The organism is Egibacteraceae bacterium, from assembly GCA_040905805.1.
Classification (GTDB): domain Bacteria; phylum Actinomycetota; class Nitriliruptoria; order Euzebyales; family Egibacteraceae; genus DATLGH01.
The window spans coordinates 1-21,494 of record JBBDQS010000126.1 but is presented as its reverse complement, the minus strand read 5'-3'; the positions used below and the strand labels follow the sequence as shown (position 1 = coordinate 21,494).

The window sequence follows — 21,494 nt, the reverse complement described above, 5'->3', positions numbered from 1 at the left end:
GCGCGGCTCGTAGGCCGCCGCGGTGATCGCGCTGTAGGAGGCGCGCCGCCAGCCGTGGTCCACGCGCCGGTCGAAGCGGGCGACGGCGAGCTCGGCGGCGCGGGCCGGCTGGCCCCGCCAGCGCTGCACGTCGGGCTCGGCGGTGCGCTCGACGGTCACGCAGCCGGGGGCCGCCTCGGCGAGCGCGGCGAAGCGCTCCAGCGCCTCGTCGTCGCCGGGCGTGTCCTCGCCGTCGGGGGGCACCGTGCCGTCGGGCTGCCGGGCGAACAGCAGCCGTCCGAGCGGCGAGCTGCCGGCCTCGTAGGAGCCGGCCCACCACACGATCGCCTGGTGGCGGGACCGGGTCAGCGCGACGTAGGCCAGGCGCAGGTCCTCGCCGCGCTGCTCGGCGCGGTGGCGCCGGCGGTGCTCGTGGTACCCCGGCCCGCCCATGCCGACGTTGATCGTGCGCCGGTCGTCGTCGTCTGGGTCGTGGAAGATCGGCGGGTCGGCGTCGTTGATGAAGCCGGCCTGCCACAGGTAGGGGTAGTAGACGATCGGGAACTCCAAGCCCTTGCTGCGATGGATGGTCAGCACCTGCACCGCCTCGGCGTCGGACTCCAGGCGGCGGCTGCGGTCCTCGGCGGAGGCGTCGGCGTCGGTCTCGGCGATGCGCCGGCGCAGCCACGCCGTCAGGGCGGTGGTGCCGAGCCGTTCGGTGATGGCCTCGGCGTGCAGCAGTTGGCCGATGTGGCGCAGGTCGGTGAGCTCGCGCTCCCCGTCGACGCGGGCGAGCATCCGGCCCGGCAGCCGCTCGCTCATGGTCACCAGCTCGAGCAGCGACGCGACGCCCCGGCGGCGCAGCACGCCCGCCCAGCGGTGCAGCCGCGCGTGGACGTCCTCCCACGCCGCCTCCCCGGCGGTGGCGACCTCGGCGGCGCTCCAGCCGAGGAAGCAGGTCAGCGCCGCGGCGCGGACGCACACCGGTGACGTCGGTCGCTCGAGCGCCTCCAGCAGCGCCACCCACTGGCGGGCGATCGCGGTCGCGAACACGCTGCCGGCCCCGTTGATGACCGCGGGCACGTCCAGGGCGTCGAGTGCGTCGCGGACCTGGGCGGCCTGCCGGTTGGTGCGCACCAGCACCGCGACGTGGCCGGGGCGCACCGGCTCGCGACCGGTCTCGATGCCGCGCGCGTCGCGGGTCAGCACGTGCGCCTCGCCGTGCAGCAGGGCGACCACGTCGGCGGCGAGGTCCGCGGCGACGTAGGCCTCCCCCGACGGCTTGTTGACACAGCCGGTCTTCCTGGTCAGGCCCACCAGGCCGTCGTCGCGGTGCACGACCCGCACGCGCAACGCGGCGCCGGGTGCGCCGGTCAGCCGCGGCTGCTGGTTGGCGTCCGCCGCCTGCACGGTGCGGTAGGCGATCCCGGGGTGCCCGAGCGTGGAGCCGGCGAACAGCGCGTCGTAGGCGTCGATCAGTCCCTGGTCGCTGCGCCGGTTGATGCCGAGGGTCTGCTTCGTGCCCGCCTGGCGGGCGGCGGCGAGGTAGGCGTAGACGTCGGCACCGCGGAAGGCGTAGATGGCCTGCTTGGGGTCGCCGATGAGCACGAGCGTGGAGGGCGCGCTGGCGAACGCCCGCTCCATGATCTCCCACTGGATGGGGTCGGTGTCCTGGAACTCGTCGACCAGGGCGACGCGGTAGCGCTCCTGCAGCCGCCGGCAGGCGGCCGGGCCCCGTGCGGGGTCGCGCAGCGTGGCCGCCAGCCGGGTGAGCAGGTCGTCGTAGGTGAGCACCTTCATGCGGCGCTTGCGCCGCTCCACCTCGTCGCGGACCGCGCCCGCCAGCCGCCGGCGCATCGCGTAGGGGCTGTCGGGGTGCGCGTCGCGGGGCTCCAGCGGCGCGAGCGGGTTGTCGATGACGGCCTGACCGATACGGCGGGCGTCGGCCAGGTCGAACAACGGCGCGTCGGCCTGCCCGTGGAAGCGGCGGACGTAGAGGTCGTCGACCACCTCGTCGACGAGGTCGCGCGGGTCCTCCAGAAACGTCACGTCGGTCTCCACGTCGCCCGCGACGCCGAGGCCGGCGAGGATGTGCTGGCAGAACCCGTGGGTGGTCGCGATGGTCGCCGCGTCGAAGTCGGCCAGCGCAGCGGCGAGCCGGCGGCGGCGCACCGCGATCTCCTCGGGGGTGGCGTCGGCGAGCAGGGTGAGCACCTCGTCGTCGGTGTCCACGGGGATGCCCGCGCACGCCAGCCCGAGGCCGTGCTCGGCGCTGGCGAGGCGCTCGCGGACCCGCTCGCGCAGCTCGCTGGTGGCCATGCGGGTGAACGTGACGAGCAGCAGCGCCTCAAGCGGCGTGCCCGTGGCGACGTAGCGCGCGGCGAGCGCGGCGATCGCGAACGTCTTGCCCGTGCCGGCGCTGGCCTCCAGCACCGTCACCCCGGTCGGCAGCGTCCCGCAGACGTCGAAGGCGGGCTCCTGCCCGTCGCTGCGGGCCCCGGGGGCGCTCATCGGTCGTCGCCCCCGTGGGTGAGCAGGCCGGTCCACAACCGGCGGGCGTAGCGCCCGAACCGGGTCGCCTCCTCCTCGGCGTGCCAGCCCTCGTCGTCGCGCGGCTCGGCGTCCAGCAGCGCGCGCAGCGGTGCGACCCCGCCGAGCACGAGCTGGTGCTCGAGCTCTTCATCTTCGCGGCTCCACCACTCACTCCTCCTGCCCCACCCGGACGTCCACTCCCCCTCGGCGTCGGCCGCCGGGTTGCGTCCGTCGTGGCAGGCCTCGGCCCACGCCGCGGAGGCCTTGCAGTACAGCGGCAGGGGCTCGCGCATGCCCCGGTCGTAGAGGTCGACGAGGACGGCCAGCTGTGCGCGCGCCGCCTCCGCGCGGGTCGCCGGGTCCGGGCCCAACGCGGGCAGGGGCACGCAGGCCACCCGCCCGCCCCAGCCGCGCCCGACGGTGGCCGCCGTGAACGCGCGGTCGGGGTGTGCGGCGGTGAGCGCGAGCAGGCGCACCCACGCGGTCAGCCGGTGCTTGGGCGCCACCCGCGAGTAGGTGACGGTGCGCAGCAGGTCCCCGGCGACGCCGGGCACCGTGCCGACCAGCACCCGGCCGGCGCCGAGGTCCACGGCCACCTCCACCGGGCCCGGTTCGGTGCCGGCGTCGGCCAGCTCGCGTGCGGCGACGACGATGCGCTCTGCGACGGGGCCGACCTGCCCGATGATCGGCGCGCCGAGCGCCCCGGGCGGCAGGTTGCCACGGGCGACCTCGGCCGCCCGGCAGGTGGCCGCGTCGGCGCCATCGAGCAGCGCGTCGACGAGACGCTGCCCGACGCCCCACTGCTCGAGCGGGTCGAGCTCCACCGGCAGCCCGTCGTCGGGCTCGGGCTCCTCTCGGCTGACGATGATGCCGAGGCGCTGGCGCAGGAACGCCTTGACGGGGTGCTGGACGAACCGCACGAGATCGTCGAGCTCGAGGAGGTCCCCGGCCACCGGCGGCAGCGGCGCGTCGAGGAACCCGCCCGCCTCGGCCCGCTCGGCCGCCGCCGCCCGCGCGCCCGCCAGCCCCACGGTGTCGAAGCTCCACGGCTGGGCGGCCACGAGCTCCCCGGCGATGAAGTTGCGCTCGTCGAAGGGTTGCAGGGGATGGGCGATGACGACCCGCTCGCGGCCCGGCACCGCGCCGCCGTCGGCGTCGGTGGCGACGGCGGTGCGGTCGATGACGTCGAGCAGCTCGCCGACGGGCACGGCGGGCGGAAGCACCGCGTTGCTGCGCTCGTCGCGGCCGCTGTAGGTCACGAGCAGGTGATCGGTCGCGGCGAGCAGCGCGTCGAGCAGCAGCTGGCGGTCCTCGCCGCGCGGGTCGGCGTCGCCGACGCAGGGGTCGCGGGCGACGAGGTCGTCGCCGTCGGCTGCGGTCGTGCGCGGGAACACCCCGTCGTCGAGGCCGAGCAGGCAGATCACCCGGTGGGGAACCGAGCGCATCGGCACGAGCGTGCACATGGTCAGGTGCCCGGTGCGGAAGTTCGCCCGGGTCGGGCGGCCGCGGAGGCGGTCGGCGAGCAGTGCCCGCACCTCGGCGAGGGCGAGCGGCTGGGCGCTGCGGTGGCCCTCGACGCACGCCTCCTCGACGACGTCGTCGAGGAGGCGCTGCAGCCCGGCGCGCTGCCAGCCCTCGCCCGCCCGCGCGGCGGTCAGGCCGTCGGCAGCGGCAGCGATCGTCTCGGCCCACGCGGTGAGGGGCTTGGTGCCCGACAGGGCGGCCACCGTGTCCTGCAGCCGGTCCAGCAGCTCGGCGAGGCGCCCGGCGAGGTCGATGTCGCCGGAGTCGACGTCGTCCAGGGGCAGCGTGCCGCCGACCAGCCGCAGCTCCTCCTCGCTCATCGCCACGCCGAGCAGGATGCGGTCGAGGCCCGCTCGCCAGGTGTTCGCGTCGAGGTCGCCCAGGCCGAAGGGGCCCCGGTGCGTCGCGTCCAGGCCCCAACGCACGCCGGCGGAGGCCACCCACTGCTCGACGCGGGACAGGTCGTCGTCGTCGAGGTGGAAGCGCCGGCGCACCGGCTCGCGCCCGGCGATGTCGAGGACCCGGGAGGCGGTGAGTCGTTCGTCGGCCAGCGCGAGCAGCTCGGCGACGACGCCCAGGACCGGGTTCGTCTGGCGGATGGAGCGGTCGGCCAGGCGCACCCGCAGGTCGGGGAGGGCGACATCCGCCGGCAGGGCGTCCTCGCCGGCGTCGTCGTCGGTGTGCTCGCCGGCGCCGAACGTGGCGTGGATGAGCGGGGCGAACGCATCGATGTCGGGGCACATGACGACCACGTCGCGCGGCTCCAGCGTCGGGTCGGCGGCCAGGCGGTGGGCGATCGCGTCGCGCACGACCTCGACCTGGCGGGCCCGGCCGTGACAGGCGTGCACCGCGACGCTGTCGTCACCCTCGTCGAGGACCAGGCGATGGTCCGGCTGGTCGGGCAGGGGCGGGCCGGGCGGCGAGCGGTCGGCGTGCACGTCGGCCTGCAGGCGCCCCAGCAGCGTCGAGCGCTGCTCGTCGAGGGGGTGGTGGCGGTCGACGTGGCCGTCGCCGGTCGCGACCACGAGCTGCATCTCGCGGGCGTCGCGGCCCCACGTGGTCAGCAGCGGGTTGCGCGCCAGCCCGGCGGTGGGGTCGTCGGGCCGGCGCACCCGGCGGCCGCTCGCCCCGGCCGTGGCGGCGACGCGGTCCCACAGCGCCGGAGAGGGATGCAGCAGGAACAGGTGCACGTCGCGACCCACGGCGACCGCACGCAGCACGTCGAGGTAGCTGGCCGGCAGCCGGGTGAGCCCGAACACCGACACGCGCGCCGGCAGGTCGAGCAGCGCCGGGTCGTCGCGGATGGCCGCGCACACGTCGGCGAGGCGCTCGGCGGGGCTCGGCGCGGCGAGCCGATCGGCCAGGCACCGCCACAGCCGCGCCTGCCAGGCGAGGTCGTCGGGCAGCGGTGCACCCTCGTCGTCGTGGTCGTGCCCGGCCGCCCAGGCGCGGACCATGGCAGGGCGGTGCACCCCGTAGCGGTCGAACAGGTCCGCGATGTGGCGCACCGCGGCGAAGCGACGGGCACGGCGGTGCTCGTCGGGTTGGCCGGCGCCGAGGTGGGCGGCCAGGGCGGCGAGCCAGGCCTCGTCGATGCACGCCTCGACGACGTCGAGCAGCGGCCACACCGACCGGGCGGGCAGCCACGGGTCGGCGTCGCGGTCGATGCCGCACGCCGCCGCGAGGGCACCATCGACGAGGCGGCCCGGGAACGGGAAGTCGACGTTGGCGCAGACGCCGTCCGCGCGGCCCGCCGAGGTGCCCAGGACCGCGGACAGCCGCTGGCTCAGCCAGCGCTCCACGCCACGGGTGGGCACCGCCACGGTCTCGGGGGCGAAGGGGTCGTCGAGCGGATCGGCCAGGACACCGCCGAGCGCCGCGACCAGTCGGTCGGCGCGCTCCGCGCGGTGCAGGTGCAGTGCCATTGTTCACCCCCGACGTGACGCCTGAGTATGCCGCGACGGTGCGGCCATGCCGGGCATCATCGCGAGTCGCATCCGTCAGATGTGACGGATCTTGCCGGCCGCTCTCGACGAGCTGCAGCCGGCGTGGCGCTCCCGTCGCGAGGCGGTAGCGCCCTACTAGGCGCAGCCCTCCGGCGCCGTCACGGCGCCGGCGTCACCGACGTGGATGGCCTCGACGACGTTGTCGCCGTTCACCTCGAAGCGCAGGCCGTGAACGCCGTCTGCTGCCACGACGTCGAGGTAGGCGCCCGCCGGCTGATAGAGGTGCGGGCTCGCGGTCACCTGATCGCCGTAGGCGGCGGTGACCGCCCCGCGCGGGTCACCGGGGCGCACGCCAGCCGTCGTGGGTGTGTGCTCCCCGTCGAACAGCGTGCTGGACGCGCGCACGACGACGCCCTGCATGGGATCGGCGGGGGGCTGCTCGCCCGGGGCGACCACCATGAACGAGTAGGCGTCGACGCCCTGGGCCTGCCCGTAGTAGCAGTGGCCCCCGAACGTGCCGAACTCCTGCACGTCGACGGGGGTGGCGGTCGCCTGCTCGACCTCGGCCAGGGTCATGCCCGCGCGGGCCTGCCCGACCCCGCGCACGTGCAGCGGGAGCGCGTCGGTCAGCACCGCGGGCGGCGGCTGGCGGGCGGCGACGTGGCCGTCGTCCGCGCCTCGGTCGAGGACGCGGGCGAGGAAGCTCGCCATCTGGTCGCGGCGCACCGCCTGGGCGGGGCTGTAGGTCGTGGCCGAGGTGCCTTGGGTGAACCCGGCGGCGGCCGCGGCGTCGATGGCGGCGGCGTGGACGTTGCCCCGGATGTCGGTGAACGCGCTCGGGGGGGCGGCGAGCGGCTGGCCGTGGACGTGCTCGTAGGCGCGCACGAGGAAGCTGGCCATCTGGTCGCGGCGCACCGGCTGGGTGGGGGAGAAGGCGGCCGCGCTCGTGCCCTGCACGATGCCGAGCTCGGCGAGCTGGTTGATCGGGTCGGCGTGGGTGTTGCCGTCGATGTCGCCGAACCCCTGGTCCGTCGGGGCGGGAAGGGCCACGCCGGCCGTGTCGAGCAGGCGCGCCACGAAGCTGGCGAGCTGGTCGCGGCGCACCGACCGGGCGGGCGCGTAGGCGCCGGGCAGCACCCCGCGGGCGATGCCGTACCAGGAGACGCAGTCGACGGTGGCCTCGTGGGTGTTGCCGGCGACATCGGGGAACCCCGCGCTGGGTGTCCCGGCGGGGCAGGCGCCGGACAGCTGGCTGCTCGTCGGGCCGGCATGACGGTCCGCGTGCGCCGCGGTCGGCGGGGTCTGGCCCGCCAGCAGCAGCGTCGCGACGAGCAGTGCCATGACGAGGCGGACGGGCTCGCGCGGCCGCGCAGCGGCGATCGTGGGGGCGTGCAGGACTGGAGATGGCTGTGAACTCATGTGCCTCCCAACCCTAACGTGACGCAACGGATCCACTTGGATCCGCATCCCACACCGGCCTCGCCGACGTCAGTCGTGACCGGCGGCGAGCGCGTCAGCACCGGGGGTCGTCGTCTCGCCGACGTGCAGTCGATCGACGTACAGGTCTTGGATGACCAGGCGACGCACCGCGGCCTTGCCGATGGCCAGGCGGCCCACCGCCAGCGCCCCGACGGCGCCGGCACCCAGCGCCGCGGCGCCCACCGCGAGCGCTCCGACAGCCAGACGGTCGACCTGGCCTTGTGCGACTTGCTTTGCCATGGCGTACTCCTTGTCCGCATTGTGGTCATGCTGATCGTCGCAGCAGGCCAGGGTTCCGTGCCAGGCACACTGCCGCACCACGCACCGCATCGTGGGCGACGCAGACCAGGTCGCCGGTCGGCGGGTCGGGCACCGAGACGCACGGCGGCGGCCGGACGGCGACCAGGCGGAAGCTGCGCCGCAGCCGGTCACCGGCGGTCATGGCATGGCTATCGGGCTGTGGCGCTCAGCGCCCCGCCCGAAGATCCCGTCGCTGGCGCTGTGCGGTCACCACGACTGTATGCCGGGCCTCCCGGGACTACTCGGGCAGGCGGTCCAGTCCCTTGTGGATCGCGTAGCGCATGAGCTCGTAGCGCTGTGACAGCTGGAGCTTGGTGAGGATGTTCTGCACGTGGTTCTGCACCGTCTTGGTGGCGATGAACAGCTTGTCGCCGATCTCGCGGTAGGTGTAGCCCTTCGCGACGAGCTTCAGCACATCGTTCTCGCGGGGAGTCAGTCCGGGTTCGCCCGCATCGGTGCCGGCCGCCATGCGCCGGAACTCGCCGAGCACCAGGCTGGCCAGCGACGGGGTGAACACCGGCTCGCCGCCATGCACGCCGCGGATCGCGGCGACCAGCTCGTGGGAGGTCGAGCTCTTGAGCAGGTAGCCGATCGCCCCGGCCTTCACCGCTGCCAGCACGTCAGCTTCCTCGGCCGACGCGGACAGCACGAGCACGCGCACGTGGGGAGCCGCTTCGAGGATGCGCCGCGTCGCTTCCACGCCGGACACGGTCGGCAGCTGCAGGTCCATGAGGACCACGTCGGGCATGACGTCCAGCACCACGTCGACCGCGTCACCGCCGTCGGCGGCCTCGCCCACGACCTGCACGATCCCCGAGCTCTCCAGGTCGGAGCGCACGCCGTCGCGCCAGACCGGGTGGTCGTCGACGACCACCACGCGGATCGGCTGGCTCATTCAGTCCTCCACGTGGATAGCAAAGGTCACCTCGGTGCCGCGGCCGGGAGCGGTTTCCACGTCCATGGTTCCACCCAGGTCCACGATCCGCCCCTTCATGCTGCGCAGCATCCCCGCCTTGCCTTGTTCGGCCAGCTCGGCCTCGTCGTAGGTGAAGCCGCACCCGTCGTCGCGCACCGACAACGCCAGACGGCCATCGGCCTGCTCGGCGAAGACGACGACACGGTGCGCGCCGGCGTGCCGGGCGGCGTTGCGCAGCGCCTCGCCGACGGCGGCGGCGACCTCGGACACCAGCGCGGCCGGCAGGATCAGCGCCCCGATGGCGTTCACGGTCACGGGCACGCCGTCGATGCCGCGAGCGGTCCGCTCCAGCGCGTCACGCAGCGACGCGGTCCCCGATGCGCTCCGCTCCGTCGGGCGCAGCACCAGCGCGCGCAGCTCCGCCTCCTGTCGGCCGGCCATATCGGCGAGCTCGGCGACCTGCCGGCCCGAGACCCGCTCCTGGCCCGCCAGCTCCCGGCCGCGCTTGTGGATCAGCGCCAGGATCTGCAACGCCGAGTCGTGGATCTGGCGCGCCAGCGACTGGCGCTCGCTCAGGCGTGCGGTCCGCTCTCGTTCCGCGAGGAGCTCGCCGGTGGCGGTCTCGGCCGCCTGCGCGGAGGCGTCCAGGAGCCGGGCGACCAGACCCACAGCGACGCCGGCCACCAGAAAGTTGACCACCGTCCCGGCCGCCTGCTGCGCCTGGACGGCGGAGAGGTCAGCCACGGGGACACCGTTGAGCGGGCGCGCGGTTACCAGCCCGGCTCCCAGCGCCGCCGCCGCTGTCCCGCCCCACCACGGCCCGCGGGTCACGCCCCAGAGCAGGACGGCCGCCAGGGGGTAGCTGGCCGCGAAGAACGGCCGGCCGGCCGTGACCTCGCCCGCGTGCGCGACCAGACCCGACGCGAGCACCAGGCTCCCGCAGACCGCCAGGTCCACGCCCAGCACCACGCGTTGCGGCTCGTGGCCCACAACGGTCAGCCACACCGTCCATCCCGCGGCCACCGCAACCGCGCCCCACGCCAACCCCGGCCGGGCGAACCCCGTCGGCGTGGTCAGCGCCAGCACCACCATCCAGCCCAGGGTCGCCCAGCGGAACACCAGGATCCCGCGCAGCAGCAGCCGCCGGGAGCGGGTGCGGGTGGCCACGCCGGTGTCCATGGTCTGGTTGTAGCCCAACGACGCCCCCGAGGGAACACGCGTTCAGCTGCCGACGCTGGGCGATTGCCGGAACATCCCAGGCGGATCTGGGCACCGTCGCCGACCGAAACAGGGCGGATGCCGTCTACCCCACCCCGCGCGCCTGCCCTTCACTGGGAGCATGACACACCACACGACCGAGGCCGACGCCCGCGTTCCCAGCCCGACTGGTGACATCCCCAGCATGTGGTCAGAACTTGCCGAGTACGCGCGCCGGGCGCCGTCCCCCCATAACACGCAGCCGACCAGGCTGCGCGTCCTCGACCGAGAACGCGCCCACCTGCTCTTCGTGACCGAGCGCGGGCTGCCGGTGGGCGACCTCGAGGGCCGGTTCGCGTGTGTGACGTGCGGGATCGTCGTCGAGTCGCTGCGGATCGCCGCGCACGCGCGGGGGTATGCGCTGGAAGCCGAGTACACCGGTGGTCCGCTGTATGAGGAGCGGCCGGATGGCCTGCGCAAAGTCGCCGACCTGCGGCTGGTGCCGCGCGGTCACCAGATCGATGACCTCGACCCCGCGCTCCTCCATCGTCGTCGGACGAACCGCCAGCCCTACAATGACCGGCCGATCCCCGCGGCGGTGATCGGTCAGCTGCGCGAGGAAGCCGCCCGTCACGGGCACACCTTCACCGTGTCGGTGGATCCCATGGCGGTGCGGTGGGTGAAGGAGCTGAACCGTGACGCGCTGTACCACGACCTCGAACACGACCGGTTCCGCCAGGAGCTCGGCTCGTGGCTGCGCTACTCGCAGAGGCAAGCGCGCCAGGCGGGGGACGGACTGTCACCGGGGGCACTGGTGCTCCCAGGGTGGCTGTTGCAGGGGTTCATGCGCTACCACCGGCTGTTCTCCGCACCGGTCGTGAAACAGCTCACCCAGCGGGTGTACATGCGCACCATGACCGGGATCTCGACCGTCGGGTGGCTGCAGGGATCTTTCGTGGACGCCGAGGACTGGATCGGGGCCGGTCACCTGATGCTGCGCCTGTGGCTGATCCTGACCGAGCACGGCATCGACTGGCAGCCGTACGGGTCGATCATCACCAACGAGGAGTTCCGGGGGTCCATGGTGGACAAGTTCGGCATGCGCGAGGGCGAGGGCGGGCGCGACATGGTGTGGCTCCTCGTCCGTATGGGCTACTCCGACCATGAGCCGGTGCCCAGCGAACGGCTCCCCCTGTCGGCGGTCATCCAATGAACCGCATCTTCCACCACGGGCTCGTGCTGCTCGCCAATGCCCTGCAGCGGTGGTTCCTGCGCCATCCGCTCTTCTACAAGGCGCTCTTCGCCGATCCGCTCAGCGGTGCGCGGTGGCGGGTGGGAGCCTGGCGGGCCTGGGTCAACGTCCAGCAGGCCTATCGGACCGTGCCCGCGTACCGCGATTTCGTCGACGCGCACGGCGGCCCGCCCGCCCTTCGCTACCGTGACGGCCTGCCCGATCTGGCAGTGTTGCCGGAGACCGACAAGGTCACCTACGTCCAGCGCTACGACCACGAGGCCCGCTGCGTGGGCGGGCGCCTGCCCCGCCGGGGCGTGGTCGTCGACGAGTCCTCCGGCAGCAGCGGCAGGGCCACCAGCTGGGTTCGCGGCCCCGAGGAACGCTGGGCCACCAAGCAGATGCTGCAGCTGTCCTTCCGCAACGCGATGGGCGACCAACCCTGCTTCGTCATCAACGCGTTCGCGCTCGGGGCGTGGGCGACGGGTCTCAACGTGAGCCTGTCGCTCAGCGACATCTGCATCATGAAGTCCACCGGCCCGGACCTCGACAAGATCGTCCACACCTTGCAGGAGTTCGGCCCCGGCTACGACTACGTCGTCACGGGCTACCCGCCGTTCCTGAAGACCCTGGGCGACGACCGCCGCATCGACTGGGGGGAGTTCCGCGTCCGTGCCATCTTCGGTGGCGAGGCCATGAGCGAGCCCATGCGGCGCTACCTGCTGCGCTCGTTCACCCAGGTCGTGGGGTCCTACGGTGCCTCCGACCTCGAGATCAACATGGCCGCCGAGAGCCCGTTCACGATCCGCCTGCGACAGGAGATGGAGCGCAACCCCACGCTGCGGGAGCGGTTGACCCAGGCCGGGCACGGCACGTTGCCCATGGTCTTGCAGTACAACCCGCTGGTGTACCACCTGGAGGCCAACCCGAAGGGCGAGCTGCTCGTCACGCTGACGCGGCCGAGCAACATCGCACCCAAGATCCGCTACAACATCCATGACCTCGGACACGTCGCGCGCTACGAGAACGTCGCGACCGTCCTGGCGGAGCTCGGGCTCACCCACCTCATCGCCGAGACCCAGCCGATCAGGCTGCCCCTGCTGTTCATCTACGGGCGCTCGGACCTGTCCATCGACTACTACGGCGCGAACGTCACCCCCGACAGCGTCGGCGAGATCCTGATCGGCTTGGATGAGCTCGCTCCGCACCTTGACAGCTTCCGCCTGATCTCGCGCGAGGACCAGCACCACGACAAGACCCTGGAGGTCGCGATCGCGCTCCGCGAAGGCTGCGACCCCGCAGACCTGCCTGGGCCTGGAATCGCCCAGCAGCTCTTCGCCCAGCTCGGGAAGGTCAACGGCGACTTCCGCAACGCCTACTGCAACACCGCGACGCAGGCCCAGCTTCCCCGGGTGACGCTCCATGCGACGGGGACCGGCCCGTTCGCCGGCGAGAACCGCATCAAGCACTCCTACGTCGACCGCGTCCCCTACCACCAAGCCGCCACCGCCGGTGCTCATGACGCAGGCCAGCTGTTCGGTCGCCGCTGACGAGCTCCACTGCCCCCGCGCACGCCGTGTCACACCCGCCGCGTACCGTTGACGCCCGATGGCTGACATCTCGCTGCACTCGACGCCCTACGGCCGCCCGGCCGCGGAGCTGCTGCGCGTGCGCGTCTCGGCGGCCAAGGTCGACGACCCGCTGCAGCCGGTGACCGTGGTGGTCCCGACCAACTACGTGGGCGTGTCGACCCGCCGACTGCTGGCCGGCGGTGAGCTCGGTCCGGTCACCGCGCGCGGCGTCGGCGTCGCCGGCCTGAACCTGCTGACCGTCTACCGGTTGGCCGAGCTGCTCGGCGCCCCGCGCCTGGCCGCCCAGGGCCGCCGGCCGGTGTCCACGCCGGTCGTCGCCGCCGCGGTCCGCTCCGTGCTCACCAAGGAGCCCGGCATCTTCGAGCCGGTCCGTGAGCACCCCTCAACCGAGGAGGCGCTCGTGCGCTCCTACCGCGAGCTGTCCGAGCTGCGGGAATCAAGCCTCGACGCGCTGGCCGGAATGGGCATCCGCGCCAGCGAGGTGGTGCGCGTCCGCCGTGACGCGCGCGCGCTGCTCGCCGACGCCTGGTTCGAGGAGGCCGACCTCATGGCGGCGGCGACCGCGGCGGTGCGGGCCGGCTCGACGGTGCTCGACGATCTCGGCACGGTCGTGGTGTACCTGCCCCAGGACCTGTCGCTGCCCGCCGCGGCGCTGCTGCGCCAGGTCGCCGACCGCGCCTCGGTCGAGGTCATCGCCGGGCGCACCGGCGTGGCCGGCGCGGACGCCGACATCGACCGGATCCTGGGCCGCCTCGGCCTCGAGCCGCCGAGCGCCACCCACCATGAGCCGCCGACCCCGACCGCCGTGATCTCGGTGTCCGACCCCGAGGAGGAGGTCCGCACCGCCCTCGAGCGCATCGTCGCCGCCGCCCGCGACGGCGTCGCTCTGGAACGCATGGCCCTGCTGTACCCGGCGCCCGAGCCCTACGCCCGCCTGGTCGCCGAGCAGCTGAACGCCGCCGGCGTCGCGTGCAACGGCCGGGCGGTGCGCCCGCTGGCCGACCGGATGCTCGGCCGCTGGCTGCTGGACCTGCTCGCGCTGGCCGACACCGACTACGCGCGTCCGGCCCTGATGGGCCTGCTCGCCGGCGCCCCGGTGCGCGGCCCGGACGGGCGCTGGAGCGCGGCCGGGGCGTGGGAGCGCATCAGCCGCGAGGCCGGCATCGTGCGCGGCCGCGGCGAGTGGGCCGACAAGCTCGCCTGGTTCGCCACCGACAAGCGCCACCGCGCCGCGGTCGAGGACGCCACCGACGACCCCCGCGCCTGGATGGTCGACCGGCACCGCCGCGACGCCGACCGCGCCGACGAGCTGCGCGCCTTCGTCGGCGAGCTGTGCGACCAGCTGGCCACCGCCCAGCGACTCGACACGTGGCGCCAGCTCGCCGAGTGGTGCCAGGACACCGTGCGGCGCTACCTCGGCGGCGACCGGGCTCGCGCGCGCTGGCCCGAGGTCGAGCGCGCCGCCGCGGACACGGTCGACGAGGCCCTCGACCGTCTGGGCGGCCTCGATGCGATCGAGGGGGCCACCGACCTCGACGTGTTCCGTCGCACGCTGCGCCTGGAGCTCGACGCCGACCTCGGACGGGTCGGCGCATTCGGTCGCGGCGTGCTCGTCGGGACGGTGTCGGCCGCCCTGGGCGTGGACCTCGACCTCGTCGTCGTGCTGGGTCTGGCGGAGGGCGTCACGCCGAGCCGGCCGCGGGAGGACTCGCTGCTGCCCGACGTCGAACGCGCAGGGGTGGGCGACGAGCTGCGGCTGCGCACCGACCACGTCGGCGTGGAGCACCGCCACCTGCTCGCCGCGCTGGCCGCCGCCCGCAGCCACCGGGTGCTCACCTCCCCGCGTGGGGACCTGCGGCGCAGCATCGAGCGGGCGCCCTCGCGCTGGCTGCGCGCTGCCGCCCCCGGTCCCGCCACCACCGTCGCGTCCTTCGCGCAGCGGGTGCGCACCGTGGCGTTTCCCGCGACCCGCCAGGAGTACGGGCTGCGCGCGCTGGCCGACGCCACGCGCCGCGACCTGCCCCGCCACCCGCTGGTCGCCGGCGACCCGGCCCTGCGCGCGGGCGTGGCGATGGCCCTGACGCGGGGCCGGCGAGCGTTCACCCGCTTCGACGGCAACCTCGCGGGCCTCGGCGCCGAGATCGCCTCTCCCGCCGACCCCGATCGGGTCGTGTCGGCCTCGCAGCTGGAGACCTGGCTCAAGTGCCCGCACGCCTACCTGCTGCAGTACGTCCTGCGGGTGCAGCCGGTCGACTACCCCGAGGAGCTGCTGGAGATCGACCCCATGGAGAGGGGGTCGCTGATCCACGGGGTGCTCGAGGCCTGGCTCGACGAGCAGCTCGCCGCCGGCCCGCCCGGCCCGGCCGAGCCGTGGCCGCCGGCAGCCCGCGCGCGCATGCGCGCGCTCGCCGAGGAGGCCTGCGACGCCGCCGAGCAGCGCGGCGTGACCGGCTACCGGCTGCTGTGGCGCCGTGACCGCCCGCGCATCGTCGCGGACCTCGAGCGGTTCGTCGACCACGACGACGCCCGACGCCGCACCCACGAGCTCGTGCCGCAGGCCGCCGAGTGGGCGTTCGGCATCCCCGGCCACCCCGCCCCCGCCGTGGCCATCGACGTCGGCGACGCCCGCGCGGTGCGGGTGCGCGGCCGCATCGACCGCCTCGACCGCGGCACCGACGGGAGCCTGGTCGTGGCCGACTACAAGACCGGCCGCCCCGACTCCTTCCGCGGTCTCACCGAGGACAACCCTCTCGGCGACGGCGACAAGCTCCAGCTCGCGATCTACGGCCTCGCGGTTCGCGACACGCAACCGTCGGCCACCGCGGTGCGCAGCGAGTACTGGTTCACCTCCACGCGCGGCGGGTTCAAACGCATCGGCTACCCGCTCACCGACGAGGTCGTGGCCAGCCTGCGACGCGCCCTGGCCGTCGCCGCCGACGGCATCGCCGCGGGCCGGTTCCCGCTGCGCCCGCCCGAGCCCCGCTGGAGCACGTACACCGAGTGCCGCTACTGCGACCCCGACGACCTCGGCACCGCGGACCGCTACCGCGACTGGGAGCGCGTCCGCCTCGCCGACGAGCTGCGCGACTACGTGGGCTACATGGAGCCCGGCGTCCTCGCCGAGGCCGCCGAGGCCGCCGAGGGCGGCGACGCCGACGGCCCGGGGGGCGCGCCATGAGCCCGGCGCTGACCGACAAGGCCGCCCGGGCCCGCATCGCCGGCGCGCTCGACGAGACGCTGTTCGTCGAGGCCGGCGCCGGCTCGGGCAAGACCCGCTCGCTGGTCGAGCGGGTCGTGGCCCTCGTCCACGACGACACCCCGATGCGCAGCATCGCCGCGATCACCTTCACCGAGAAGGCCGCCGCCGAGCTGCGCGACCGCATCCGCCGCGCGCTGGAGGAGGAGCGCGAGGCCGCCGCCGACGCCCCCGCTCGCGCCCGCGTGCAGGCGGCGCTCGACCAGATCGACGCCGCCGCGGTCAGCACCCTGCACGCCTTCGCCCAGCGCATCCTGTCCGAGCACCCCATCGAGGCGCGCCTGCCGCCCAACGTGGCGGTCCTCGACGAGGTCGCCTCCGACATCGAGTTCGAGGACCGCTGGCGGGCCTTCCGCGACGCCATGCTCGCCGACCCCGACCTGCGGCGCTGGCTGCTGCTGGCCTTCGCCGCCGACGTGCGCCTGGCCGACATCCGCCACCTCGCCAAGCAGTTCGAGGCCAACTGGGACCTCGTCGCCGACCCCCGGCGCATCCCCTGGCCGGCGAGCGAGCCGCCCGAGCTCGTCGTGGACGAGCTCGTCGCGGGGATCGGGGCGCTGCTCGACCGCCGCGCCGAGTGCACCGACGGCGACGACAAGCTCTGCGTCTACCTCACCGAGCAGGTCGAGCCCCACCTCGAGCAGCTGCGCCAGGCGCCCGACGAGTTCGAGACCCTGCGCCTGCTCACGCAGTCCAAGCCGACCTTCCGGTGCAGCAACGGCCGGCAGGGCAACTGGCGTGACAAGGGCTCCATCACCGAGGAGCTGCGCGCCCTCGGCGCGGACCGGCGCCGCCTCGCCGCCGACGTCGCCCTGGCCTGCCTGCGACGCATCGCCGTCGAGGTCGCTGGCTTCACCCTGCGCGCGGCCGAGCTGCGTCGCTCCAGTGGCCGGCTGGCGTTCCACGACCTGCTCGTGCTCGCCCGCGATGTGCTGCGCGGCCCCCACGGCGTCGCCGTGCGCGCCCGGCTGCGCCGACGCTACCAGCGGCTGCTGCTCGACGAGTTCCAGGACACCGACCCCATCCAGATCGAGCTCGCGGTGCTGATCGCCTCCGCCGACCCCGACGCGGCCGGCAAGGCCTGGCGCGACACCGGCGTGGAGGCCGGCCGGCTGTTCTTCGTCGGCGACCCCAAGCAGTCCATCTACCGGTTCCGCCGCGCCGACATCGAGCTGTTCCTGGCCGCCCGCGACGTGTTCGGCGAGCCCGTCGCGCTGACGACGAACTTCCGCGCGAGCCCCGCGCTCATCGGCTGGGTCAACGACGTCTTCGCCCAGCTCATCACCCACGAGCCGGGCTCCCAGCCCGCGTACCAGGCGCTGGATCCCGCCCCGGCGCGCACCGACCCGCCGGTCGGCCCGCCCGTGGCGGTGCTTGGCGCCGCCGCCCACCCCGCGGGCTTCACGGCCGACGAGGTGCGTGAGCGCGAGGCCGCCGACGTGGCCGGCGCGGTCGTGGCGGCGCTGGGCTGGCAGGTCAGCTATCGCGATCCCGACGGCACCGAGCGCTGGCGCCCTGCCACCCCCGGCGACATCACGATCCTGCTGCCGGCGCGCACGTCGCTGGCCGCGCTGGAGCTGGCCCTTGACGCCCGGAACGTCGCCTACCGGGCCGAGGCCAGCTCGCTGGTCTACGCCACCCGCGAGGTGCGCGACCTCATGGCGACCCTGCGCGCGCTGGCCGATCCCACCGACCAGCTCGCCCTGGTCACCGCGCTGCGCTCGCCGGTGTTCGGCTGCGGCGACGACGACCTGTTCACCTACAAGGTGCGCCACGGCGGGGTGTGGCATCTGCTGGCCGATCCGCCCGCCGACCTGGACGCGGGCCACCCCGTCGCGGCCGCCATGGGCTATCTCAAGGCCCTTCACGCCGAGGTGGCGTGGTTGGCCCCCGCCGAGCTGGCCGACCGCATCGTCCGCGACCGGCGGCTGTTCGAGCTCGGCTATGCCGCAGGGCGCCCCCGTGACCTGTGGCGGCGCCTGCGCTTCGTCATCGACCAGGCGCGCGCGTGGAGCGAGGCCGAGGGCGGCACGCTGCGCGAGTATCTGGAGTGGGCGCGCCTGCAGGCCTCGGAGAGCGCCCGCGTCGCCGAGACGATCCTGCCCGAGACCGACGACGAGTCGGTGCGGATCATGACCATCCACGCCGCCAAGGGCTTGCAGTTCCCGATCACGATCCTGTCGGGCATGACCACCGCCTCCCGCGGCGTGCGCTCACGTGTCGAGGTCGCGTTCCCCCCCGGCGGGCCGGTGGGCCTGAAGGTCGGCACCGGTCTGGTCACACCCGAGTTCGAGGCGTTCAAGCCGATCGACGAGCAGATGGACTTCCACGAGCGCCTGCGCCTGCTCTACGTCGCCTGCACCCGCACCAAGGACCACCTGGTCGTGTCGCTGCACCGCAGGCAGCGCAAGAACCCACCGGCCGACACCAGCAGATGCACCAACGCCGAGCTCGTCGCGGGCGCCTGCGCCGACCTCGACCTGCCCGAGGTGTCCGCGGACGGCGCGGCGGTCAGCCGGCCCGCCAGCCCGATGCAGCCCGAGCGGCTGCCCGAGCTCGCCGCGTGGGAGGCGGAGCGGTTCGCGGCCCTGGGGGCGAGCGGGCGGTGGCGCAGCGTGGGTGCCTCCGACGTCGCGCTGCTGGGCGCGGCGCCGGCCGTGGACGGCGAGGCCGAGGGTCTCGAGGAGGCCGGGGGGGACGAGGCTGCCGAGGCCACCGAGACCGCCCAGGCCACCGCCGAGGCCACCGCCGAGGCCAGCGAGACCGCCGAGGCCACCGCCGAGGCCAGCGAGACCGCCGCTGGCGCCGCCAAGGCGCCCCGCGACCTCGAGCTGCCGCCCTGGCAGAAGGGCCGCTACGGCACCGCGATCGGCCGGGCGGTCCACGCGGTGCTGCAGACCATCGACCTCGCGACGGGCGAGGGGCTGGAGGAGACCGCCGCCGCGCAGGCCGCCGCGGAGGGCGTGCCCGGTCGGGAGGCCGACATCGCCCGGCTGGCCCGCTCTGCGCTGGCCGCGCCGTCGGTGCGCGAGGCGCTGGGGTGCCCGCGGTGGCGGGAGACCTACGTGGCCGCCCCCGTCGGCGACCGCACCCTGGAGGGCTACATCGACCTGCTGTACCGCACCGCGGCCGGCCTCGTGGTCGTGGACTACAAGACCGCCTCGTCCACCGCCGACCTCGACCGGCGCATGGTGACCTACCGCGCTCAGGGCGGCGCCTACGCCCTCGCCGTCGAGCTCGCCACCGGCGAACCCGTCGCCCGCGTCGTGTTCGTGTTCCTCACCGCCGCCGGCGCCGTCGAGCTGGACCTCGACGATGTGGCGCAGGGCAAACGCGAGGTGCTGGCAGCCCTCGCGCACGAGCCGCAGGCCATACCGATCCCGTAGCCACACCTTCCCGCCGGTGAGTGACCGACCAATCCTGGTGCGACGGGCTGGTCACCGGTCCCCGGGCCGTACTACGGCAGATCACGACATGGCAGACGATGATCTGCCGACTCTAACCCCATTGTCTCCCATGGGTGTGACTGCCGCCGGGCACCAGACCAAGAACGGCCAGGCCTCAGCTGTTGGAGTCGCGCTGCTGGGGCAGCGACCGCACCACATCGATGAGCTCGTGGTTGTGCTGGTAGTGGTACAGCACGTCGCCTATGCGGCCAAGCGCCTCCTTCCCGGAGATCCCCAGGCGCAGGCGCAGGTAGGCCGCGGCGACCGCGGGGGTGCGGCTCTGCCCGGCGACGCAGTGCAGGAACACCCGTTTGCCCTCCTCGCGCAGGGCGAGGATGCCCGCGGCGGTGTCGGCCACGACGTGGCGCAGGTGGGTGTTGGCGCCCGGGGTGTCGATGAAATGCAGCTCGAGATGTTCGACGTCGGGCGGGGCGAAGGTGCGACCGACCCGGCACAGCGACACCACCGCGTCGATGTCGGCCGCGGGCAGGCCCGCGACGTTGCCCACGACGAGGCCCGGGTCGTCGGGCAGCGCCACCGCGAACGTCGGGTGGCCGGCGTGCTGGTAGTACCCGGCGAGGCTGTCCGCCGAGGGCCACCCGGCGTCGTCGGGGCGGCCGCGGCCGGCGGTGAGCACCGCGAGGCGGACGAGATCGCGTGCGCGGTAGCCGGGCCAGCCGTGCAGCAGCCGCCGCCACGCGAACGGCAGCGCCGACCCGCCCCAGCGCGCGCCCAGCAGGCCGCCGGCGATCGCGGCGACCGTGTCGGTGTCGTGGCCGATGCGCACCGCGGCCTCCAGGGCCAGGGGCAGGTGACGCCACGGCGCATCGTCGGGGATCGGGGTCTGGGTGATCGCGGCGAGGGCCGCCTGCAGCGCGGTGACCACGAACCCGTTGGGTGTGAACGTCGCCGGCGGCCGGGTGCGCGCCTCGGTGATGCGCTGCGACCAGAACCCCCGCCGGTCGGCGGGCAGCAGCGCGAGCCCGTCGTCGATGCCGTCCAGGCGCGCCTCGCGCACGCCACGGTCGATCGCGATGCACCACAGCACGCACGCCTCGCCGGCCAGCGGGTCCCCGTGGGTCAACCCCGACACGGCCATGGCCGCGGCGGCGATGGCGTCGTCATCGCCCAGATGGGCCAACGCGATCGGTGCGGTGCGCATCAGGCTGCCGTTGCCCGCAGCGCCTCGGGGGTTGGCGGCGAAGTGCTCGGCGGCGACGTCGGCCAGGCGGTCCGCGTGTCCCCCGGCCCGACCCAACACCGAGCGGGTCTGCACACCGACGTCTTTGGGCCCGCCGGCGTACCAGTCCAGGAACCGCTGGGCGATGGCGTTCACGTCCACCTCGCCGGTCGCGGTGACCTCGGCGATGCAGACCGCCAACTGCGTGTCGTCGGTCCACTCGCCGGGCTCCCAGGCGAACTGGCCCCCGCCGAGCATGGCGATCTCGGCGTCCGGGGCCGGCGTGGTGAACTCGTAGCCGGCCCCCAGCGCATCGCCGGCGGCCAGGCCCAGCAGGACCCCGCTGACCCGATCAGTCCGTGCAGATCGGCTGCTCATGCGTCCGCCTGTGGCCGCAGACCTGCCGTGCGCACGAGCTCACGCGCCCGCCCGCTGTCCCCATGGCTTGATTCCGCCACCCGCGCCAACGACTCGTGGTGCCAGAGCTGGTCGTCGCGTCCGGCGTTGAACCGCCCCCACAGGCTGGAGCCCTGCTCGGCGAGGTCGGTCAGGATGGCGCGAACGCGATGCACCGCTGCGGCGTCACCCGCCGCGTCGATGAACCGGTCGCCAGGCTGGACAGCTGGCCTCTCGGTCATGGGACAAGCCTGCCCCGAGCGTGTGACGTCGTCACCAGTGGCAGCATCGTTCTTGCGCCTCGACGATGTGGCCTGCGGTCCGAGATCCGCGAGCGCCTCGACCAACAGCAGCGACCCCCGAGCGCGCCGAGAGGAAACGGCTGAGCCGGCGGTGGCGGATGGCGACCACGCGGACCGCGCTCGTGCCGCGCAGTTCATAGATGATCCGGTAGGCGCCCACCCGGTCTCACGTTCCGCAGGTCGGTTGAGGGCTTGAGCGGCAATTTCTGGTGCGGGGT

The 21,494-nt window shown here is 74.2% G+C and carries 12 protein-coding genes; 4 read left to right on the top strand and 8 right to left on the bottom strand.

Features of this window, described 5'->3' with window-relative positions; genetic code table 11:
• From WD250_14070 to WD250_14045, 6 genes are all read right to left on the bottom strand, one after another.
• A partial coding sequence (locus tag WD250_14070; GenBank protein MEX2621336.1) for a UvrD-helicase domain-containing protein occupies positions 1–2,490 on the bottom strand: 2,490 nt, incomplete at its 3' end.
• Positions 2,487–5,960: an exodeoxyribonuclease V subunit gamma gene (gene recC / locus WD250_14065; GenBank protein ID MEX2621335.1), complete on the bottom strand. Its 3,474-nt coding sequence runs from the start codon at positions 5,958–5,960 to the stop codon at positions 2,487–2,489. The genes WD250_14070 and recC, both read right to left, overlap by 4 nt.
• Before the next feature lie 156 nt (positions 5,961–6,116).
• Positions 6,117–7,400 (bottom strand): S-layer homology domain-containing protein, encoded by a 1,284-nt coding sequence (locus WD250_14060; protein ID MEX2621334.1) that lies wholly within the window; start codon positions 7,398–7,400, stop codon positions 6,117–6,119.
• A 69-nt stretch (positions 7,401–7,469) separates the two neighbouring features.
• Entirely contained in the window at positions 7,470–7,700 is a 231-nt protein-coding gene (locus WD250_14055) for a hypothetical protein (GenBank protein MEX2621333.1), read from the bottom strand.
• 298 nt (positions 7,701–7,998) lie between these two features.
• Entirely contained in the window at positions 7,999–8,655 is a 657-nt protein-coding gene (locus WD250_14050) for a response regulator transcription factor (GenBank protein ID MEX2621332.1), read from the bottom strand.
• Positions 8,656–9,855 carry an ATP-binding protein gene (locus WD250_14045; protein MEX2621331.1) on the bottom strand — a complete coding sequence of 400 codons (1,200 nt, stop codon included), beginning with the start codon at positions 9,853–9,855 and terminating at the stop codon, positions 8,656–8,658.
• A 160-nt stretch (positions 9,856–10,015) separates the two neighbouring features.
• Between WD250_14045 and WD250_14040 the strand changes: the two genes are divergently transcribed.
• Genes WD250_14040 through WD250_14025 form a run of 4 tightly spaced genes read left to right on the top strand, consistent with a single transcriptional unit; the run spans position 10,016 to position 19,338 of the window.
• Positions 10,016–11,086 carry a hypothetical protein gene (locus WD250_14040; protein MEX2621330.1) on the top strand — a complete coding sequence of 357 codons (1,071 nt, stop codon included), beginning with the start codon at positions 10,016–10,018 and terminating at the stop codon, positions 11,084–11,086.
• Entirely contained in the window at positions 11,083–12,654 is a 1,572-nt protein-coding gene (locus WD250_14035) for a hypothetical protein (protein ID MEX2621329.1), read from the top strand. The genes WD250_14040 and WD250_14035 overlap by 4 nt, the downstream gene beginning before the upstream one ends.
• A 58-nt stretch (positions 12,655–12,712) precedes the next feature.
• A complete protein-coding gene (locus tag WD250_14030) occupies positions 12,713–15,874 on the top strand; it encodes a PD-(D/E)XK nuclease family protein (GenBank protein ID MEX2621328.1) in 3,162 nt (1,053 codons plus the stop codon).
• A complete protein-coding gene (locus WD250_14025) occupies positions 15,871–19,338 on the top strand; it encodes a UvrD-helicase domain-containing protein (protein ID MEX2621327.1) in 3,468 nt (1,155 codons plus the stop codon). The genes WD250_14030 and WD250_14025 overlap by 4 nt, the downstream gene beginning before the upstream one ends.
• A 175-nt stretch (positions 19,339–19,513) precedes the next feature.
• On the opposite strand, the gene WD250_14020 is transcribed toward WD250_14025, so the two are convergent.
• Both WD250_14020 and WD250_14015 read right to left on the bottom strand, forming a co-directional pair.
• Entirely contained in the window at positions 19,514–20,956 is a 1,443-nt protein-coding gene (locus WD250_14020; protein ID MEX2621326.1) for an ADP-ribosylglycohydrolase family protein, read from the bottom strand.
• Entirely contained in the window at positions 20,953–21,216 is a 264-nt protein-coding gene (locus tag WD250_14015) for a hypothetical protein (GenBank protein ID MEX2621325.1), read from the bottom strand. The genes WD250_14020 and WD250_14015 overlap by 4 nt, the downstream gene beginning before the upstream one ends.
• Positions 21,217–21,494 lie beyond the last annotated feature (278 nt).

Excerpts from the sequence above, each read along its gene's own strand:
- recC (MEX2621335.1), bottom strand. The coding sequence starts at position 5,960 with ATGGCACTGCACCTGCACCGCGCGGAGCGCGCCGACCGACTGGTCGCG.
- WD250_14060 (MEX2621334.1), bottom strand. The coding sequence starts at position 7,400 with ATGAGTTCACAGCCATCTCCAGTCCTGCACGCCCCCACGATCGCCGCT.
- WD250_14055 (MEX2621333.1), bottom strand. The coding sequence starts at position 7,700 with ATGGCAAAGCAAGTCGCACAAGGCCAGGTCGACCGTCTGGCTGTCGGA.
- WD250_14050 (MEX2621332.1), bottom strand. The coding sequence starts at position 8,655 with ATGAGCCAGCCGATCCGCGTGGTGGTCGTCGACGACCACCCGGTCTGG.
- WD250_14045 (MEX2621331.1), bottom strand. The coding sequence starts at position 9,855 with ATGGACACCGGCGTGGCCACCCGCACCCGCTCCCGGCGGCTGCTGCTG.
- WD250_14040 (MEX2621330.1), top strand. The coding sequence starts at position 10,016 with ATGACACACCACACGACCGAGGCCGACGCCCGCGTTCCCAGCCCGACT.
- WD250_14035 (MEX2621329.1), top strand. The coding sequence starts at position 11,083 with ATGAACCGCATCTTCCACCACGGGCTCGTGCTGCTCGCCAATGCCCTG.
- WD250_14030 (MEX2621328.1), top strand. The coding sequence starts at position 12,713 with ATGGCTGACATCTCGCTGCACTCGACGCCCTACGGCCGCCCGGCCGCG.
- WD250_14025 (MEX2621327.1), top strand. The coding sequence starts at position 15,871 with ATGAGCCCGGCGCTGACCGACAAGGCCGCCCGGGCCCGCATCGCCGGC.
- WD250_14020 (MEX2621326.1), bottom strand. The coding sequence starts at position 20,956 with ATGAGCAGCCGATCTGCACGGACTGATCGGGTCAGCGGGGTCCTGCTG.
- WD250_14015 (MEX2621325.1), bottom strand. The coding sequence starts at position 21,216 with ATGACCGAGAGGCCAGCTGTCCAGCCTGGCGACCGGTTCATCGACGCG.